The 18,095-nt window shown below is 66.9% G+C and carries 2 protein-coding genes; both read right to left on the bottom strand.

Annotated elements, in window-relative coordinates:
- Window position 1: 1 nt before the first annotated feature.
- A complete protein-coding gene (locus tag ACNQR1_RS34205) occupies window positions 2-7,738 on the bottom strand; it encodes an amino acid adenylation domain-containing protein (RefSeq protein WP_418049939.1) in 7,737 nt (2,578 codons plus the stop codon).
- Entirely contained in the window at window positions 7,735-18,081 is a 10,347-nt protein-coding gene (locus tag ACNQR1_RS34210) for an amino acid adenylation domain-containing protein (RefSeq protein WP_418049940.1), read from the bottom strand. The genes ACNQR1_RS34205 and ACNQR1_RS34210 overlap by 4 nt, the downstream gene beginning before the upstream one ends.
- Between the last annotated feature and the right edge of the window lie 14 nt (window positions 18,082-18,095).

Here is an 18,095-nt window from a genome sequence, read left to right on the forward strand (position 1 = left end):
CCTAGAGCATCCCGAGCAACTGCAGGTCTGTCACATACTTCACCACGACCTCCGGCGTCACACGTGGAATATCGTTTACTGCACCGACTTTCGACCGCCGGACCGCAGCGCGGAACCGGTCGGCCGGCGCGTAGGAGCCCTGCGTCGGCTCGGGGGCACGGAGGACGCCGCCCTGCTGTTGAAGCAGCTTCAGCATCTGCAGGACCGAGTTCTGCCGCTGCCGCTCCGGCAGCGCCCTCATGCCGGTTTCGAACCGCTGCAACCACTCTCCGAAATCGGCGACGCGTTCGATCGGGTAGCCGGCCTCGATCAGCCAGTCGATGTACGTGTCGATTCCGATGCCGTCGTCGTGCGGATTCATCACGTGGTAGGTCTCGAAGCCGGCTGACGCACGGGCCACCTCCCAGCCCAACGTGGTGATCGCTTCCGCGACGAAGTCCACGGGCAGTCCGTCGAAATGCGCGCGTTGCCGTTGACCGTCGTCGCCGAGCCGGTAGAACGACTTGGGCGCGACACCGGTGGCCACGAGGCTCAGCACCATTCGGCTCACCGTGTCGGTGAGGTTCAACTGTCCCGCATAAGTCGGGTCGGCCATGATCATGCCGGAGCGGAACACCGCGATCGGCAGGCGGCAGAGATCATGCGCCTCCCGCAGCAGAACCTCGCCGGCCCACTTGCTGTTGCCATAGCCGTTGGCGTACCCGGAGTCGAGGGTGCGGAGGGGGCTGGCGAACCGAATGTCGATGTCCTCGGTGAACTTCGACGGCTCGATCTGACGACCGACATCGGAGGTCGAGACGAAGTTGTACGGCTTGAGCCTGGTGGTCAGCGCGAAGCGGATCAACTCGGCCGTCCCGACGACGTTGGGCCCGAACAGTTCTCGGTAAGGTAGCACGCTGTTGACGAAGGCAGCGGAGTCGACGATCAGATCGACACGCTCGGCCAGGTGCCGCCAGCGCTGGTCGTCCAGTCCGAGGTTGGGTTCGCCCTTGTCGCCGGCGATGACCTCGAGGCGTTCGGCGGCGAGCTCCTGGAAGTGCCTGCGCAGGACCGGGTCGGTGTCGAAGGTGGCTTCCAGACGCCGGCGTGCCTGTTCGTCGGAGTCGGCCCGCACCAGGCAGATCACCGTGTCGTCGACCCGGCGTAGTCGCTTGAGCCAGTCCAGCAGCAGATAGCGTCCGAGAAATCCGGTGGCGCCGGTGAGCAGAACGGTCTGCACCTGCCCGTTCGGTCGCGGCAAGGCCCGCGCGGTCCTCAAGGTGGCGGCGTCGATGAACTTGTCCAGGGTCAGGTCACGGGCGTAGACCTCATTGACCACGGTGCCGTGCACCGACGTGAAGCTGACACCGGTGGGAGTGGCCACCGCTTCGGATCCGGCCTCGGTGGTCAGCTGGAGGCCCAATGCGGCCACCGACGGTTTCTCGAACAGCGTGCGCACCGCGAGCTGGGCGTCGAATGCGGTGTTGACCGCGGCGATCACCCGCATCGCGGAAATCGAATCGCCGCCGAGGTCGAAGAACGAATCGTCGATGCCGACCCGGTCCAGGCCCAGCACCTGGGCGTAGATGCCCGCGAGCGTGTGTTCGGCATGGGTGGCCGGGGCGCGGTAACGGGCGGCGTCCCGGTACTCGGGCGCGGGCAGGGCACGGCGATCGAGCTTGCCGTTGACGGTCAGCGGCAGTGCCTCCAGGACAACGATCGCCGTCGGCACCATGTAGGCGGGCAGCCGTTCGCCGAGTTCCTTGCGCAACTGGGTCGGATCGGCGTTGCCGGTGATGTAGCCGACCAGACGCTTGTCGCCGGGGCGGTCCTCGCGGGCGACGACCGCGGCCTGAGTCACTCCGTCCAGCTCGGCGAGGGCGGCTTGGATCTCGCCGAGTTCGATGCGGTAGCCACGGATCTTGACCTGCTCGTCGGCGCGGCCCAGGTATTGCAGCTGTCCGTCTTCACCCCACTTGACCAGATCGCCGGTGCGGTACATGACCTGTCCCGGAGCGTCTTCGCCGCCGAACGGGCAGGCGACGAACCGGGATGCGGTCAGCCCGGACCGGTTGAGATACCCGACGCCGACGCCGCGGCCGGCGAGGTAGAGCTCGCCGACCACACCGACGGATACCGGACGCAACCACTCATCCAGGACGAACGTGGCACCGGAGGGGACGGGGGACCCGATCGGAACGGCACCACCGGCGGTACCTGCGATCAGGGGTGCGCTCATCGCGCCGTAGATCGTGGCCTCGGTCGGTCCGTACGCGTTGATCATCACCCGACCCGGCGCCCAGCGATCCACCACGTCGCTGGGGCAGGCCTCTCCTGCCACCACCAGAGCGGTGTTCTCCAGACCCTCCGGCGACAGCATCCCCACAGCGGACGGCGTCTGGTAGAGCACGCTGACCCCTTCGGCGACCAGCAGATCGTGCAGATCATTCGGTGAGCCGGCCACCGGCTCCGGCACGATGACCAGCCTGGCCCCGTGCAGCAACGCACCCCAGATCTCCCACACCGAGACGTCGAACACCAGTGAATGCCATTGCGACCAAACCTGTCCCGATCCCGCGGGCAGATCCGGATGCAGATTCTCCAGCACCTGGGTCACGTTGCCGTGCGAGATGGCCACACCCTTGGGGGTGCCGGTGGTTCCCGACGTGTAGATCAGGTAGGCGGTGTCATCGGCAGATGGCGGCAGCAGGTTGGTTGTGGGGTAGATCAGGCCCGCGGATTCCACGGCCGGATCGTCGACCTCGACGATCTGTACGTCTGTCCCGTCCAGCCGGGATCGCAGCTCGCCCGTCGTGATCGCGATGATCGGGGCGGCGTCCGCCAGCATGAACTCCAGTCGGGTGGCCGGCACCGCCGGGTCGATCGGCAGGTAGGCCGCCCCGGTCTTGAGCACAGCCAGGATGGCCACGATCGCCAGGTCGGACCGCGGCGCCAGCAGTGCCACCGTTTCGCCCGGGCCGGCGCCCATGAGCGCCAACAGGTTTGCCAACCGGCGGGCGTCCTCGTCGAGCTCGTCATAGGTAAGCGAGCGATCCTCGAAAGTCAGCGCCGGCGCACCAGGATCACGTTCCACCTGCCGGCTGAACATCTCCGGGATCGAGACCGGTGCGCTCACCGGCCGGGCCAGGATCTCGCGATTGCTCCACGTGTCCAGCCGGTCGTGCTCGGCGCTCTCAAGGACATCCATGGCCGAGAGCGGGCGAGCCGGATCGGCGACCATGTCCCCCAGCAGCCGCTGGAACCGTTCGACCAGCGCTTCGATCTGGCCGGCATCGAACACGTCGCTGTCGAATTCGAGGCGCAGACCCAGTTCGTGTCCGGGTAGGGCCATCATCGAAAGCGGGTAGTGGTTGTACTCGCGATTGTTGAACTCGGTGACGGCCAACTCCTGCACACCCATGAAAGCAGTGGTGTCGATCGGGTAGCTCTCGTACAGGAACAGGGTGTCGAACAGTCGCTCATGGCCGGCGAGGTGGTGAATCTCGGTGAGCGCCAAGTGTTCGTGCTCGAGGGTGTCGTTGTGGGCACGTTGCAGCTGGTCCAGCAGCTCGGCCACGGTGGTGGTCGCGGTGGTGCGGGCCCGCACCGGAACGGTGTTGATCAGCAGGCCCACCATGGAATCCGCACCGGGCAAGTCCGTGGGACGGCCCGATACCGCGGTACCGAAGGCGACGTCGTGCTGGCCCGTCAGCCAGATCAACAGTTGCGCCCAGGCGGCCTGCAGCACGGTGGCCACCGTGGTGCGCTGCGCGCGTGCGAGCTCGGCGAGCGCCGAGGTGGTCTCTGCTGACACCCGATAGGTCTCGATGCCTCTGGGGCCCGGCTCGGCCGGAGGCGCGACCAGGGTGGGAGCCTCGAAGCCGTCCAACAAGTTTCGCCAGGCTTCTCGGGAGGCGTCGTGATCCTGGTCGGCCAGCCAACTCACGTAGTTGCGGTAAGACGCCGGCGCGGGAAGCCGCTGCCCGAAGTAGCTGGCGAAGACCTCCTTCAACAGGATCGGCAGCGACCAGCCGTCGATCACGATGTGGTGGAAGGTCAGGACGAAACGGTGCTCGTTGCCCGCGGTGCGGATGAGCGCGGCCCGGAATGTCGGACGCTCGGAGAGGTCGCAGACCGCGGCCCGCTCGGCGTCGCAGAGCGCACGGACCTCCTCGTCGGATGTCAAGTCGTCCCCGCGAAGATCCAGATACCGCCACGCCATGACGGGGTCGGCAGGGATGACCTGCACGGGATCACCGAACTGCCCGCAGAATCGCGCCGCCAGATTCGGATGCCGGGCCACCACAGTGTGCAGTGCGTCCCGCAACCGGTGCTGGTCGACGACCCCGGCGATGGTGATGTCGAGTTGCACCGCATACACGTCGTCATGGGCGCCGCGGCCATGGGCGAACGTGGAATGGAACAACAACCCCTGCTGCACCGGAGTCAGCGGCAGCACGTCGGCGAGGGTGTATTCCTGTGCCAGCTCATCGATCTGAGTCTGAGTCAGTTGCGCCGGAAGGACGTCCGATGGGGTCAACCCGCCGCCACCGGATTGCACGTGGGCGCAGATGCCCTTCAGCGCCTCGAACCACAACCGGCTGAGCCGGTCCACCTGATCCCGGCTGACGACCGAGGGGGCCCATGTCCACGCAGCCTGCAGGCGGGGGCCGGCATCGGTGTCCGTGGTGCCGGCATTGAGTTCCACGGTGTGCATCAACGGCATGGGTACCTCTGACACCACACCGGTCGTCGACAACGCGTCCTGGTCGATGCGCCACAGGTCCTCGCCGACGTCGGCCATCCCAACGGCCAGACGCCCCAGGTAGTTGAACCCGATCGTCGGGTCCGGCCCGTCCAGTGCGACGTCGGGGTTGAGGTAGCGGAGCATCCCGTAGGTCAGGTCATCGGGCAGGGTCCGCAGTTGCTCCTTGGCCGCCTTGATGACCGATCCCAGCTCGATGTCACCCGAAATCACCTGATCCCAAGGCAGTTCCGGCGTTGCCAACGCGACCGGATACTTGGTGGTGAACCAGCCCACGGTGCGCGAGAGATCGACATCGGAGTCCAGACACGCTCCCCCGATGTCCTCACTGCGGCCGTGGCCCTCGACGTCGAAATTGATCGGCAGGCTGCCGGTGCCGAGGTATTCGGCCCATGCCAGGCCGAATGCGATCAACAGGATGTCCTGCACCCCTGCATGAAATGCCGCAGGGACCGGTCCGAGCAGCTGGCGGGTGGTCTCGACATCCAGCTCCACCGACAGCTGGCCGGCGTTGGCGTAAGTGTCCACGTCGGGCCGCACCGGCGGCAGCGGAGCGGGCACCTCGAGCACTCTGCGCCACTGGTCGGCATGCCGGGCAATCTTCGCGTCGCCGGCATACTCGGTCAGCAAGTGCGACCAGCGGGCGAACGACGTCCCGCCCTGCGGCAGGCGCACCGGCTGGCCGCTGTGGTGCTGCGCCCAGACGATGTTCAGGTCTTCCAACAGGATTCGCCAGGACACCCCGTCAACCGCCAGGTGGTGGATCATCAGCACGAGCTGGCTGGTGGCGGGCACCCACAGGGCTCGTAGGACCGATCCGCCGGCCGGGTCCAACTGCGTCAACGCCACGATCAGCGCCTCGTCGGACAACTCCTCGACAATGGACACCCGGTCGCGTGCGTCGACGGAACCCTTGTCGGGCACGCTCAGTGCCCATTCGCCGTCGGCATCGGTTTCGGCGAGCATCCTCAGGGTGGCGTGTCGGTCGATCAGCTCCTGCACGATGACCACCACATCGTCCTCGGTCACCCCGTCGGGTGCCTGCAGCACGACAGTCTGGTTGAACTGATCGACGGGGCCCTGCACGTCCCGCAGCCAGCGCATGATCGGTGTCGCCGACACCGGACCGATGCCCTCGTCGACGACCGCATGCTCCGGATCGGCGAAGACCGAGACCTCGGCGACCCCGGCCACGGTCTGCTCGACGAAGATGTCGCGCGGCCGGCACCGCACGCCTGCCGCCCGAGCCCGGGCCACCACCTGCATCGACAGGATGCTGTCGCCGCCCAGGTCGAGAAATGAGTCGTCGACACCGACCTGATCCAGGCCCAGCACCTGGGCATAGATGTCGGCGAGGATCTCCTCGACCGGGTTGCTCGGTGCACGGTATCCGGCTCCGGCAGTGCGATATTCAGGCGCCGGTAGCGCGCGCTTGTCAAGCTTGCCGTTCACCGTCAGCGGGAAGGCGTCGACCACCACCACCGCGGCGGGCACCATGTAGGCCGGCAGCCGCTTGGCCAGCGCCGCACGCATCTGGGCCGGGTCGGCAGTTCCGGTGACGTAGCCGACAAGCCGTTTGTCGCCTGGGCGGTCTTCGCGGGTGACCACCACGGCCTGGGTCACCCCGTCGAGCCCAGCGAGTGCGGCCTGCACCTCTCCTAATTCGATTCGGTAGCCGCGGATCTTGACCTGCTCGTCGGCGCGGCCCAGGTATTGCAGCTGCCCGTCGTCGCCCCACTTGACCAGATCGCCGGTGCGGTACATGACGATTCCTGGCGCGTCGGCGCCGCCGAACGGGCAAGCGACGAACCGCGATGCGGTGAGCCCGGGTCGACGCGCGTAGCCAACCGCCACCCCGGCACCCGCCACATACAGCTCACCGACCACACCTTCCGGCGCCGGCCGCAGCCACTTGTCGAGCACGAACAACGCCGCACCCGGGACCGGCGAGCCGATCGGCACGATCGCACCGGCGGCTTCCGACGTCCTCAACGGCGCACTCATCGCCGCGTAAACGGTTGCCTCCGTTGGCCCATACGCGTTGATCATGACCCGGCCCGAGGCCCATCTCTGCACCAATTCGGATGGGCAGGCTTCGCCTGCGACGACGAGGGTGGTCGATCCCAGCCGCTCGGGCGACAGCATTCCCGCCGCCGAGGGTGTCAGGCACAGCACGCTCACCTTTTCGGCGAGCACCAGATTCTGCAGATCATCCGGCGAACTTGCGGCAGCCTCCGGTACGATCACCAGCCGTCCGCCGTGCAGCAGGGCACCCCAGATCTCCCACACCGAGACATCGAATACCAGCGAATGCCATTGCGACCACGCCTGTCCCGGCTCCGAAGGCAGATCCGCGTGCAAGCGCTCCACCAATTGAGTCACGTTGCGGTGGGTCACTGCTACCGCTTTGGGCACACCGGTAGTGCCCGATGTGTAGGTCATGTAGGCCAGGTCGTCGGGTTTTGGACCTGGCAGCGCAGTGCACGGCTGACGTTCGACCGCGGGATCCGCGACGTCGATCACCGGCACCTCGCCGCCGTCCAGCCGGGCGCGTAATTCCGCGGTGCTGACGGCGATGCCTGGGGCCGCATCGGCGAGCATGAAGCCGATCCGGTCATCGGGATGTGCGGGGTCGATCGGCAGGTAGGCAGCTCCGGTCTTGAGCACGGCCAGGATCGACACGATGGCCTCGGCCGAACGGGAGATCAGCAGCGCGACGGTTTCACCCGGCCCGACCCCATGATCGGCGAGCAGGTTCGCCAGCCGGTTCGACTTCTCATCGAGCTCGCGATAGTTCCACGATCGGTCGCCGCTGACCAGCGCCACGGACTCCGGGCTGCGGGCCACCTGGGCGGCAAACAGAACGGGTACGGTGACCGGGTCGGAAGACGGGCGGCTCAACACCGACCGGTTGCCCCAATCGTCGAGGCGGTCGTGCTCACCGTCATCGAGAAGGTCGAACGACAACAGCGTCCGGCTGGATCCGATGCTCATGCCTGCTCCCTCGTGTCTGCGGTCATGGCATCTAGTACCCGCCTGAACCGCGCGACCAATTTCCCAATTCGCACCGAATCGAAGGCATCAGAGTCGAATTCGATGCGGAAGCCCAATTCATGGCCTGGAACCGCCTGTACCGAAAGCGGATAATGGTTGTACTCGCGATTGGTGAAGCCGGTGATCGTCAGGTCGCCGACCCCGGACAACGCGGCTGTGTCGATCGGGTAGTTCTCGTAAACGAACATGGTGTCGAACAACTGGTCGTGACCGGTGACGCGATGAATCTCGCTCAGCGCCAAGTGCTGATGATCCAAGGTGTCGTTGTAAACACCCTGCAACTCTTCGAGCAGACTGCCAACAGTGGTCGCCGGTGTGATCCTGGCGCGCACCGGCACCGTGTTGATCAGCAGCCCGACCATCGACTCGGCACCGGCCAGATCTGCCGGCCGGCCGGACACCGCGGTGCCGAATGCGACGTCGTACTGGCCGGTCAGCCACGTCAGCAGTTGCGCCCAAGCGGCCTGCAGCACGGTGCTGACCGTTGTGTGGCAGGTACGCGCCAGCTCGCCGAGCGCCTGTGTTGTCTCGGCCGACAGATTGAAGGATTCGACACCGCGTCGACCGAGGGTCACCCGCCCCGGGGTGCTGACCAGTGCGGGATGGTCAAACCCGTCAAAAACCTTGCTCCACACGGCCTGTGCGGCGCTGGTGTCCTGCTCGGCCAACCAGGTGACAAATCGCCGGTAGGGAACGGGGGCCGGTAGCCGGCCGCCGAGATAGCCGGCGAAGACCTCTCGCAACAAGATCGGCTTCGACCAGCCGTCCAGCACGATGTGGTGGTTGGTGAGCACGAACCGGTGCTGGCCGTCCCCGGTCTGGAGCACTGCGGCCCGGAACGGCGGCTGGTTGCCCAACCCGGCGACAGCAGCGCGCTCGGCGGCGCAGAACTGCTGAATCCTCTGTTCGACGACCTGTTCTGGGGTATCGCTGAGATCCAGGTACTGCCAGGCGAGCTCCGGCTCCGCCGGGAGGATCTGCACCGGCACGCCGAAGTCCTCGTAGAAGCGCGCGACCACGTTGGGACGCCTGGTGATCACATCCTGCACAGCGGCACGAAGGCGGTCTTGATCCAGCGGACCGACCACAGTGATGTCCAGCTGCACTGCGTACAGATCGTCGCCGGCCTGTCCCTCTTCGGTGTGGAACAGCAAACCCTGTTGCAGGGGGGTCAGCGGCAACACGTCGGCGATCGCGAATTCGCCTTGCAATGTATCGATCTGAAGCTGGGTCAGAGTCGCCGGCGCGATGTCCGACGGGGTCAGCCCACCGCCGCCGTTTCGAACATGGGCACAGATGCCGGCCAGCGCCTCGAACCACAGCCGGCTCAACGCCTCTACCCGCTCGTGGTCCAGCGCGGACGAAGCCCACGTCCACGTCGCATGCAGCCGAGGACCGTCATCGGCGCCGACGTCCAGCGTGCCGGCGTTGAGTTCGAGGGTATGGCCCAGCGGGGTGTCCACCGCCGTGGCCGATGCGGTGATCGACACCGCTTGCTGATCGATCCGCCACAGATCGCCGGACAGCTCACCGGCGCCCGCCCCGAGCCGGCCGAGGTAGTTGAAGCCGAAAGCCGGATCCGGACCGTCCAAGTCCACATCGGGATTCAGGTAGCGCAGCAGTCCGTAGGTCAGACCGTCAGGCAGAGCCCGCAACTGCTCCTTGGCGGCCTTGATCACCACACCCAGCGCGTCATCACCCGAAGTCACCTGCTCCCAGGGCAACTCGTCCAGTGCCAACGCCAGCGGATACTTGCTGGTGAACCAGCCCACGGTGCGGGACAGGTCGACGCCATCGGCCAGGTCCTCATCTCGGCCGTGACCCTCGACATCGATACCGATCGGTTGAGCACCGGCCCCCAGGAATTTCGCCGCCGCCAGCCCGAAGGCGATCAGCAGGATGTCCTGCACACCCGCGTGGAACGCGGCCGGGACCGCAGCGAGCAGCTCGCCGGTGGTGACGGCATCGAGTTCCACCGACAGTTGCCCGGCGGCGGCGTAGGTGTCCACCGCCGGTTGCACCGCCGGCAATGCGGCGGGGACGGCAGCCACCTGTTGCCAGGCCGGCGCCAGCTCGACCACCTCCGGGCTATGAGCGCGTTCGTTCAGCACCGACGACCAGCGGGCAAAGGACGTGCCCGGGGCAGGCAAATCCACCGCTTGACCGCTGCGATGCTGAGCCCAGGCGATGTTCAAGTCTTCCAACAGAATTCGCCAGGAGACCGCATCGACGGCCAGGTGATGGATCATCAACGCCAGGGTCGCGGTACCGGGCACCCACAGTGCCGTCAGCATCGCGCCGGCCGCGGGGTTCAATCGTGACCGCGCAGCACGCAGCACCTCGTCGGACAACTCGCCGACGACATGCACACAGTCGCCGGAGTTCACCGCGCCCGGTTCGGGCACGGTCAGCGACCACGCACCGTCGGCGGCCGTCTCCACCCGCAGGCGCAGCATGGCGTGCCTGTCCAGCAGAGCCTGCAGCACCATCACCACGTCGCCCTCAGTGACGCCATCGGGCGCCTGCAGGACCACAGTCTGGTTGAACTCGGCTACCGGACCATCGATTTCGTGCAACCACCGCATGATCGGGGTAGCAACCACCGGGCCGATGCCCTCGTCGACCACCACGGCCTGGCCGTCCGCGGCTGCCACCACCTGGGCCAGCCGGGCCACCGTCTGTTCAACCAGCACGTCACGCGGTCGGCAGACCAGACCCGCGGCGCGGGCACGAGCCACCACCTGCATCGAGGAGATGCTGTCCCCGCCGAGGTCGAAGAACGAATCGTCCACACCCACCCGTTCGACCCCCAGCACCTGGGCGTAGATGCCGGCCAGAATCTGCTCGACTGCGTCGTGGGGTGCGCGGTACCGGTCGGCATCCTGATACTCCGGCGCAGGCAGCGCCCGGGTGTCGAGCTTGCCGTTCATCGTGAGCGGCAATGCGTCCAACGCCACCACCACGGTCGGGACCATGTACGCCGGAAGACGTTCGGCCAGCAGAGCCCGCGCCGTCGCCGGGTCGGCCGATCCGGTCACGTAACCGACCAGACGCTTGTCACCGGGACGGTCCTCCCGGGCGATCACCGCCGCCTGCTGCACTCCGTCCACGCCGGCCAGCGCGGCCTGGACCTCACCGAGTTCGATGCGGTAGCCGCGGATCTTCACCTGCTTGTCGGCGCGGCCCTCGTAGCGCAACTGCCCGTCCGCGCCCCAGCGCACCAGGTCACCGGTGCGGTACATCCGTTGTCCGGGGGCTCCGAACGGGCACGCCACGAATCGCGTCGACGAAAGATCCGGACGCCGCAGGTAGCCCGCGGTGAGACCAGCACCGGCCACGTACAACTCGCCGACCACGCCCACCGGGACCTGCCGCATCCACTCATCGAGCACGAAGAAGGCCAGGTGCTCCAGCGGCACGCCGATCGGGCTGGAGTTGCCCTCGACGTCGGCACGGTCGATCTCACGGTACGACGCGTGGACCGTAGTTTCGGTGATGCCGTACATGTTGATCATCCGGGGCAGGCCGGGGTGATTCCGCAGCCAGACCGAAAGACGTTGCGGCTCCAATGCTTCACCACCGAACACCACGGTCTGCAACTCAAGTTGACGCCCCAGTTCGGGCTCCAGAGCATCGGCGGTCTGCAAGGCGTAGAACGCCGACGGAGTTTGGCTCAGCACGTTGACCTTCTCGCTGACCAGCAGCGCATGCAGATCTTCGGGTGAGCGAACCACCGAATCGGGCACGACCACCAGCCGGCCGCCGGACAGCAGCGGGCCCCAGATCTCCCAGACCGAATAGTCGAACGCCAGCGAATGGCACTGGCTCCAGACCCGGCCCACCGACAGTTCGGCGTCGAGGGCCTCGAGCAATCTGGTGACGTTGCGGTGCGTGACCGCAACTCCTTTCGGCGCGCCGGTGGTTCCCGACGTGTAGATGACGTAGGCCACGTCGTCGGGCACCACCGCGAGCGGTGAATCAGCAGGTGTCGCGAGCGGTGAATCAGCAGTTGTGGCAGGCAGTTCGGCGCCTGGCTGAGAACCGTGGCTGTCCACCTCGAGCACGGGCACCCCGGATGGCTCCAGCCGGTGGCGCAGCCCCGCCGTGGTGATCGCGACGACCGGGCCCGCGTCGGCGAGCATGAACTCGATACGCGCATCGGGATGCGCCGGGTCGATCGGTACATAGGCTGCCCCGGTCTTCACCACGGCCAGGATCGCGACGACGGCCTCGGCATTGCGGGGCAGCAGCATTGCCACCCGGCTACCGGGGCGGGCGCCACGGCTGGACAGCAACTGCGCCAACCGATTTGACGAATCATCGAGCTCGCCGTAGGTCATCGCGCGGCCATCGCAGGTCAGTGCCGTCGCGGCCGGGTCACGGGCCACCTGCCCGGCGAACAGCTGCGGAATCGACACCGGCTCGGTTGCCGGCCGGGTTAACACTGCGCGGTTGCCCCAGTTGTCGAGTTGGCCGTGCTCATCGGCGTCGAGCAGATCGATCGAAGCGAGCGTCCGGGCCGGATCCGCGACCATGGTCTCCAGCACATGCCGCATCCGATTGGCCAGGGCCACAATATCGTCCGTGCCGAGCACACCACTGTCGAACTCGATCCGCAGTCCCAGTTCCTCCCCTGGCATCGCCACCACCGACAGCGGATAGTGGTTGTACTCGCGGCTGGTGAAGTCGGTGATGCCCAACTCCTGTGCGCCCAGTAGCGCCTGGGTGTCGATCGGGTAGTTCTCGTATACGAAGAGCGTGTCGAACAGCCGGTCGTGCCCCGCCGCTCGATGGATCTCGGCCAGCGACAGGTGCTCATGCTCGACGGTGTCGTTGTGCACCCGTTGCAGCTGATCCAGCAGATCGGCCACCGTGCTGGCCGCGTCGATGCCGGCCCGGACCGGCACGGTGTTGATCAGCAGGCCGACCATCGAATCGGCGCCCGGCAGATCGACCGGCCGTCCCGATACCGCGGTGCCGAAGACCACGTCATGCTGGCCGGTCAGTGCCATGAGCACCTGTGCCCAGGCCGCCTGCAGCACGGTGTTCAGCGTGGTGTGCTGTGACCGGGCCAGCTCGGTGAGTGCCCGGGTGATCTCGCCCGGCAGGCGGTAGGACTGGGTGCCCCGAGGCCCTACCGCCGTCGGGGGTCCGACCAGGGTGGGAGTCTCGAACCCGGCCAGGACGTCGCGCCATACGACCTTTGCCGCAACGTCATCCTGACCCGCGAGCCAGCTGACGAAGCTGCGGTAGGAGGCAGGCGAGGGTAGCCGGTGCCCGAAGTACCCCGCGAAGATCTCCTGCAAGAGGATCGGCAGCGACCAGCCGTCGATCACGATGTGGTGAATGGTGAGGACCAGCTTGTGCTGCTCGTCGCCGGTGCGCATCAGCGCCGCCCGGAAGGTCGGCTGCTCGGCCAGGTCGCAGACAGCGCGGCGCTCGGCAGCGCACATCTGCTCAAGCCGATCGTCGACATCGTCTGCGGTGTCGGCCAGATCGGCGTACTGCCACGCGGTGACCGGGTCGGCCTCCAGTACCTGTACCGGCTCGCCGAACTGGTCGTCGAACCGCGCTGCCAGGTTGGGATGGCGCGCGATGACCGCACTCACCGCCTGGCGTAGCCGTTGCGGGTCGAGCTCACCGGTGACGGTCACCGCCAGTTGCACCGCGTAGACGTCGTCCCCGACGGCTCCGGCATCGTCGGCGACGCCGGACTGGAAGAGCAGCCCCTTCTGCAGCGGGGTCAGCGGAAGGACATCGGCGATCCGGTACCGCTCGGTCAGCTCGTCGACCTGTCCCTGGGTCAGCATCAGCGGGGCGACATCCGATGGGGTGAGCCCGCCACCGCCGGATCCCACGTGGGCGCAGATTCCGGCCAGGGCCTCGAACCAGAGCCGGCTGAGCAGGTCAACCTGTTCACGACTCAGCACCGAAGGCGCCCACATCCAATTGGCCTGCAGCTGCGGGCCCGTCGGGCCGTCCAGTGTGCCGGCGTTGAGTTCCACGCTGTGGGCCAGTGCCATCGGAATCGCCGAAGCCACCCCGGTCATCGACAGGTTGTCCTGGCTGATCCGCCACAGGTCCTCGGACAGGTCCACTCCGCCCGCACCCAGCCGGCCGAGGTAGTTGAATCCAACGGTTGGGTCGGATCCACCCAGGTCCACGTCCGGATTGAGGTAACGCAACAGCCCGTAGGTCAAGCCGTCGGGCAGGGCTCGCAGCTGTTCCTTCGCGGCTTTGATCACCGGTCCGAGCGCCGCGGCACCGGCGGTCACGTGTGTCCAGGACACCCGGCCCACAGTCAGCGCCACGGGGTACTTGGCCGTGAACCAGCCCACGGTGCGGGACAGATCGACATTGGGCGCCAGATCTTCGGCGCGCCCGTGGCCCTCCACATCGATGCCTATCGGCACACTGCCGGAACCGGAGAACTCCGCCCAGGCCAGGCCGAAGGCGATCAACAGAATGTCCTGCACTCCTGCGTGGAATGCCGCAGGGACTTCTCCCAACAGCATCCGGGTGGTCGCTTCGTCCAAGGCCACCGTCAGCCGCCCGGCGCCGGCGAAGGTGTCCAACTCCGGCTGTACGGGTGGCAAGGCGGCCGGGGTCGACGCGATTGTCCGCCAGGTATCGGCGTGCCGGACAACATCGGTGTCCCGCGCTCGTTCGGCCAGTAACTCGGACCAGCGGGCCAACGACGTGCCACCGCTGGGCAATGCCACCGACTGCCCGTTGCTGTGCTGTGCCCAAGCGATGTTCAAGTCCTCCAACAGGATCCGCCAGGACACACCGTCGACCGCCAAATGGTGGATGATCAGGGCCAGTTGGTTGGTGTCCTGCGCCCACAAGGCACGCACCATTGCTCCATCGGCGGGGTTGAGCCGCGATCGCGCGACCTGCACCGCTTCATCCGACAGCTGCGTGACCGCGGTCAGGCAGTCGCGGGCGCTGACGGTCCCCTTGTCCGGCACGGTCAGTGACCAGTCACCGCCGTCGGTTCCGGTTCTGGCCGAGGCGTTTGTGGCCTCCGCCCGCAGCCGCAGCGCGGCATGCCGGTCCAGCAGTGACTGCAGGACGATCTCGGCATCGCCCTGGGTCACCCCGGCCGGGGCCTGGATCACCAAAGTCTGGTTGAACTGGTCGATACGACCGGGCATGTCCTGAAGCCACTGCATGATCGGTGTCGGGTCGACCGCACCGATGCCCTCGTCGATGACGGCCTCGCCACCGGCGAGCTTGGCCACGCCGCCGAGCCGGGCAACGGTCTGCTCGACGAAGATGTCCCGCGGCCGGCACCACACTCCCGCCGCTCGGGCCCGCGCCACCACCTGCATCGACAGGATGCTGTCGCCACCCAGGTCGAAGAACGAATCGTCCACGCCGACCCGTTCCAGGCCCAGGACCTCGGCAAAGATGCCTGCCAGGATCTCCTCGACCGCATTGCCCGGAGCCCGGTATTCGGTGTTCCCGCTTTGGTATTCGGGCGCGGGCAGCGCGCGGGTGTCGAGTTTGTTGTTGGCCGTCAACGGCATCGCGGCCAGCACCACCACCGCGGCGGGCACCATATAGGGCGGAAGTTGGTCCGCCAGTTGGGCCCGGGCTTCCACGGGGTCGACGCTTCCGGTGACGTACCCGACGAGTCGTTTGTCGCCGACGCGGTCCTCTCGGGCGATCACGGCGGCATGTTCCACCCCGTCCACCCGAGCCAGAGCGGAACGCACCTCACCGAGTTCGATGCGGTACCCGCGGATCTTGACCTGCTCATCCGTACGGCCCAGATATTGCAGCTGGCCGTCCTCGCCCCACCGCACCAGATCGCCGGTGCGGTACATCCGCTGCCCTGACACACCACCGAACGGGCACGCCACGAATCTCGAGGCCGTCAAATCCGGCCTGCCGAGATATCCGCATGCCACTCCGTCGCCGGCAACGTACAGTTCGCCGACCACGCCGGTCGGCACCGGCTGCATCCAGGTGTCCAGCACGAACAGCGCGGCGCTGGGGACGGGTGAGCCGATCGGGACGACGGATTCGGCCTGCAGCGGTGCGCTCATCGCCGCACAGATCGTGGTCTCGGTCGGGCCGTAGGCATCGAACATCACCCGACCGGCTGCCGTCCATCGATCCACCAACTCGGTTGGGCACGCCTCGCCTGCCACCACCAGCACCGCGGATTCCAGGCCCTGCGGGGACAGCATTGCCGCGGCGGACGGGGTCTGGGTGAAGACGCTGACCCCCTCCGCGACCAACAGCCGATGGAAGTCCTCGGGAGAGCCGGCCACCGATTCGGGCACCACCACCAGGCGACCGCCCCGCAGCAGGGCATGCCCGATCTCCCACACGGAGGCGTCGAAGCCCAGCGAGTGGCACAGCGGCCACACTGCTCGCCGCGGCAGGCTGGCGTCCAGCGAGATCATCAGCTGGGTCAGATTGTGGTGGGTCACCGCTACGCCCTTGGGCGTGCCGGTCGTTCCCGACGTGTAGATCACGTACGCGATGTCGGCAGGGGCGGGCGCCGGCACCGGAGTACCGGGCTGCGCCTCGATCGCCTCATCTTCGATGTCGATCACGATGCCGCGATAGCCCTCGAGCCGTGACCTTAGTTTCCCGGTGGTGACGGCGGCTACCGGTGCCGCGTCGGCCAGGATGAACTCCATCCGCGAGGCGGGCACGGCCGGGTCGATCGGCACGTACGCCGCACCGGTTTTGAGTATCGCCAGCATTCCGACGACGGCCCGGGCCGAACGGTTCGAGTACAGAGCGACCCGCTCGCCCGGGCGGACTCCCCGGGCTACCAGCAGGTGCGCCAACCGATTTGCCGCCTTGTCGAGCTCGCGGTAGGTCAGCGTTCGGCCTTCGAAGGTCAGTGCGGCGGCATCCGGCGCGGCGGCCACCTGTTCGGCGAACAAGTCGGGTATCGAGACCGGCGCCGCCTTGGGCCGGGTGAGGACCGCCTGATTGCCGATCTCGGCCAGCTGGGTACGTTCCTGCCCGGCCAGCAGATCCAGTGAGGACAGCGTCCGCTCCGGATCCGCGGCCATCTCCACCAGCACGCGTTGAATGCGGTCGGCCAGATCAGAGACCTCGAAGTCCGCGAATGGGCGCCCGGTGCCCGCCGTGCTCAGGAAGAGCTGGTCACTCGCCCCGATGAAGAACAAGCCGAAGTGCCCCATCGGGCCGTGGTTCGTATACGACACCGTGACGGGGGCGCCGGCCAGGTCCAGTGTGAGACGGGACGGGATGAAGTTGACCGCCACCCGGTTCGACGCCTGCCGGGACCCACCGTTGAGGGTGTGCACGGGAAAACGTTGATGCTGCAGCAGTTCTCGGATACGCGAATCGACGTGCTGGCAGAATTCACCGAGGGTCCAGTCCGGTGGCGCCTTCAGTACCAACGGCACCACCCCGGCAAGCATGGCCGGCAGGGTTTTCGACTCCGGCGTCACGCGCCTGCTGACCGGGAAGTCGAGCGCCACCTCTGAGGCGTTGGCCGTCCACGCCCGCACCAGAAGTGCGCACGCCGCGGTGGTTACGGAGTAGCGACGGACCCGCAGCCTCTTGGACAGTTCTTTTATGTGTCCCACGGCGATGCGGTCGACTTCGACCGAGGCCGAGGGCGCGTAGGCGTCCCGCCCGTCCCCCGTCGAGGGCAGTCCCTGGTCGACACCGCCTTCAGACGGAAGGTTGTCCTGCCAGTACGCCAGATCATCCTGAAAGCTCTGGGATTCTTGGTATTCCGTCTCGCAGTCGACGAAATCCTGCAGTGTGCCGAAGTATGCCGGCGGCACCGGCTCTCCCGAGACCAGCGCCGTGTAGATCGTGGCAATCCGTCGGCTGACCAGTGCCATGCCCAAGCCGTCGACAGATGCGTGATGTCCCAGCCCAAACAGGAAGTACTCGTCCTGCCGCGTCCGGAAGAGGGCGAACTTCACCAGCTGACCGGTCAGCGGCAAGGGCGTGTGCTGAATCGCCGACGCCATCTCCCTGGCTTTCTGCTCCGGATCGGCGGAGTCCCTGACGTCGTGGAACACCAACTCCAGATCGGAGTAGTCAACCGCCTTCTGGAAGACCTGGCCGTCGATCTCGACGAACGCAGCCCTGGCCGGCTCTGCCTCTTGGAGGGCCTGGCGGATCGCCCGCTCGAGGAGGTCGCGCTGCACCGCCCCGTCAATTCGACCCAAAAGGCCGAGTTGCCACTCGGTGTTTGCAAGGCCGCTCTCTTGGGAAAGCCAGATATCCAACTGCCCGCGAGAAAGAGGCAGCGTTCCACCATCAGGTTCCATATATTTTTCAACTT

Source organism: Mycobacterium sp. 48b (assembly GCF_048282725.1).
Lineage (GTDB): Bacteria > Actinomycetota > Actinomycetes > Mycobacteriales > Mycobacteriaceae > Mycobacterium.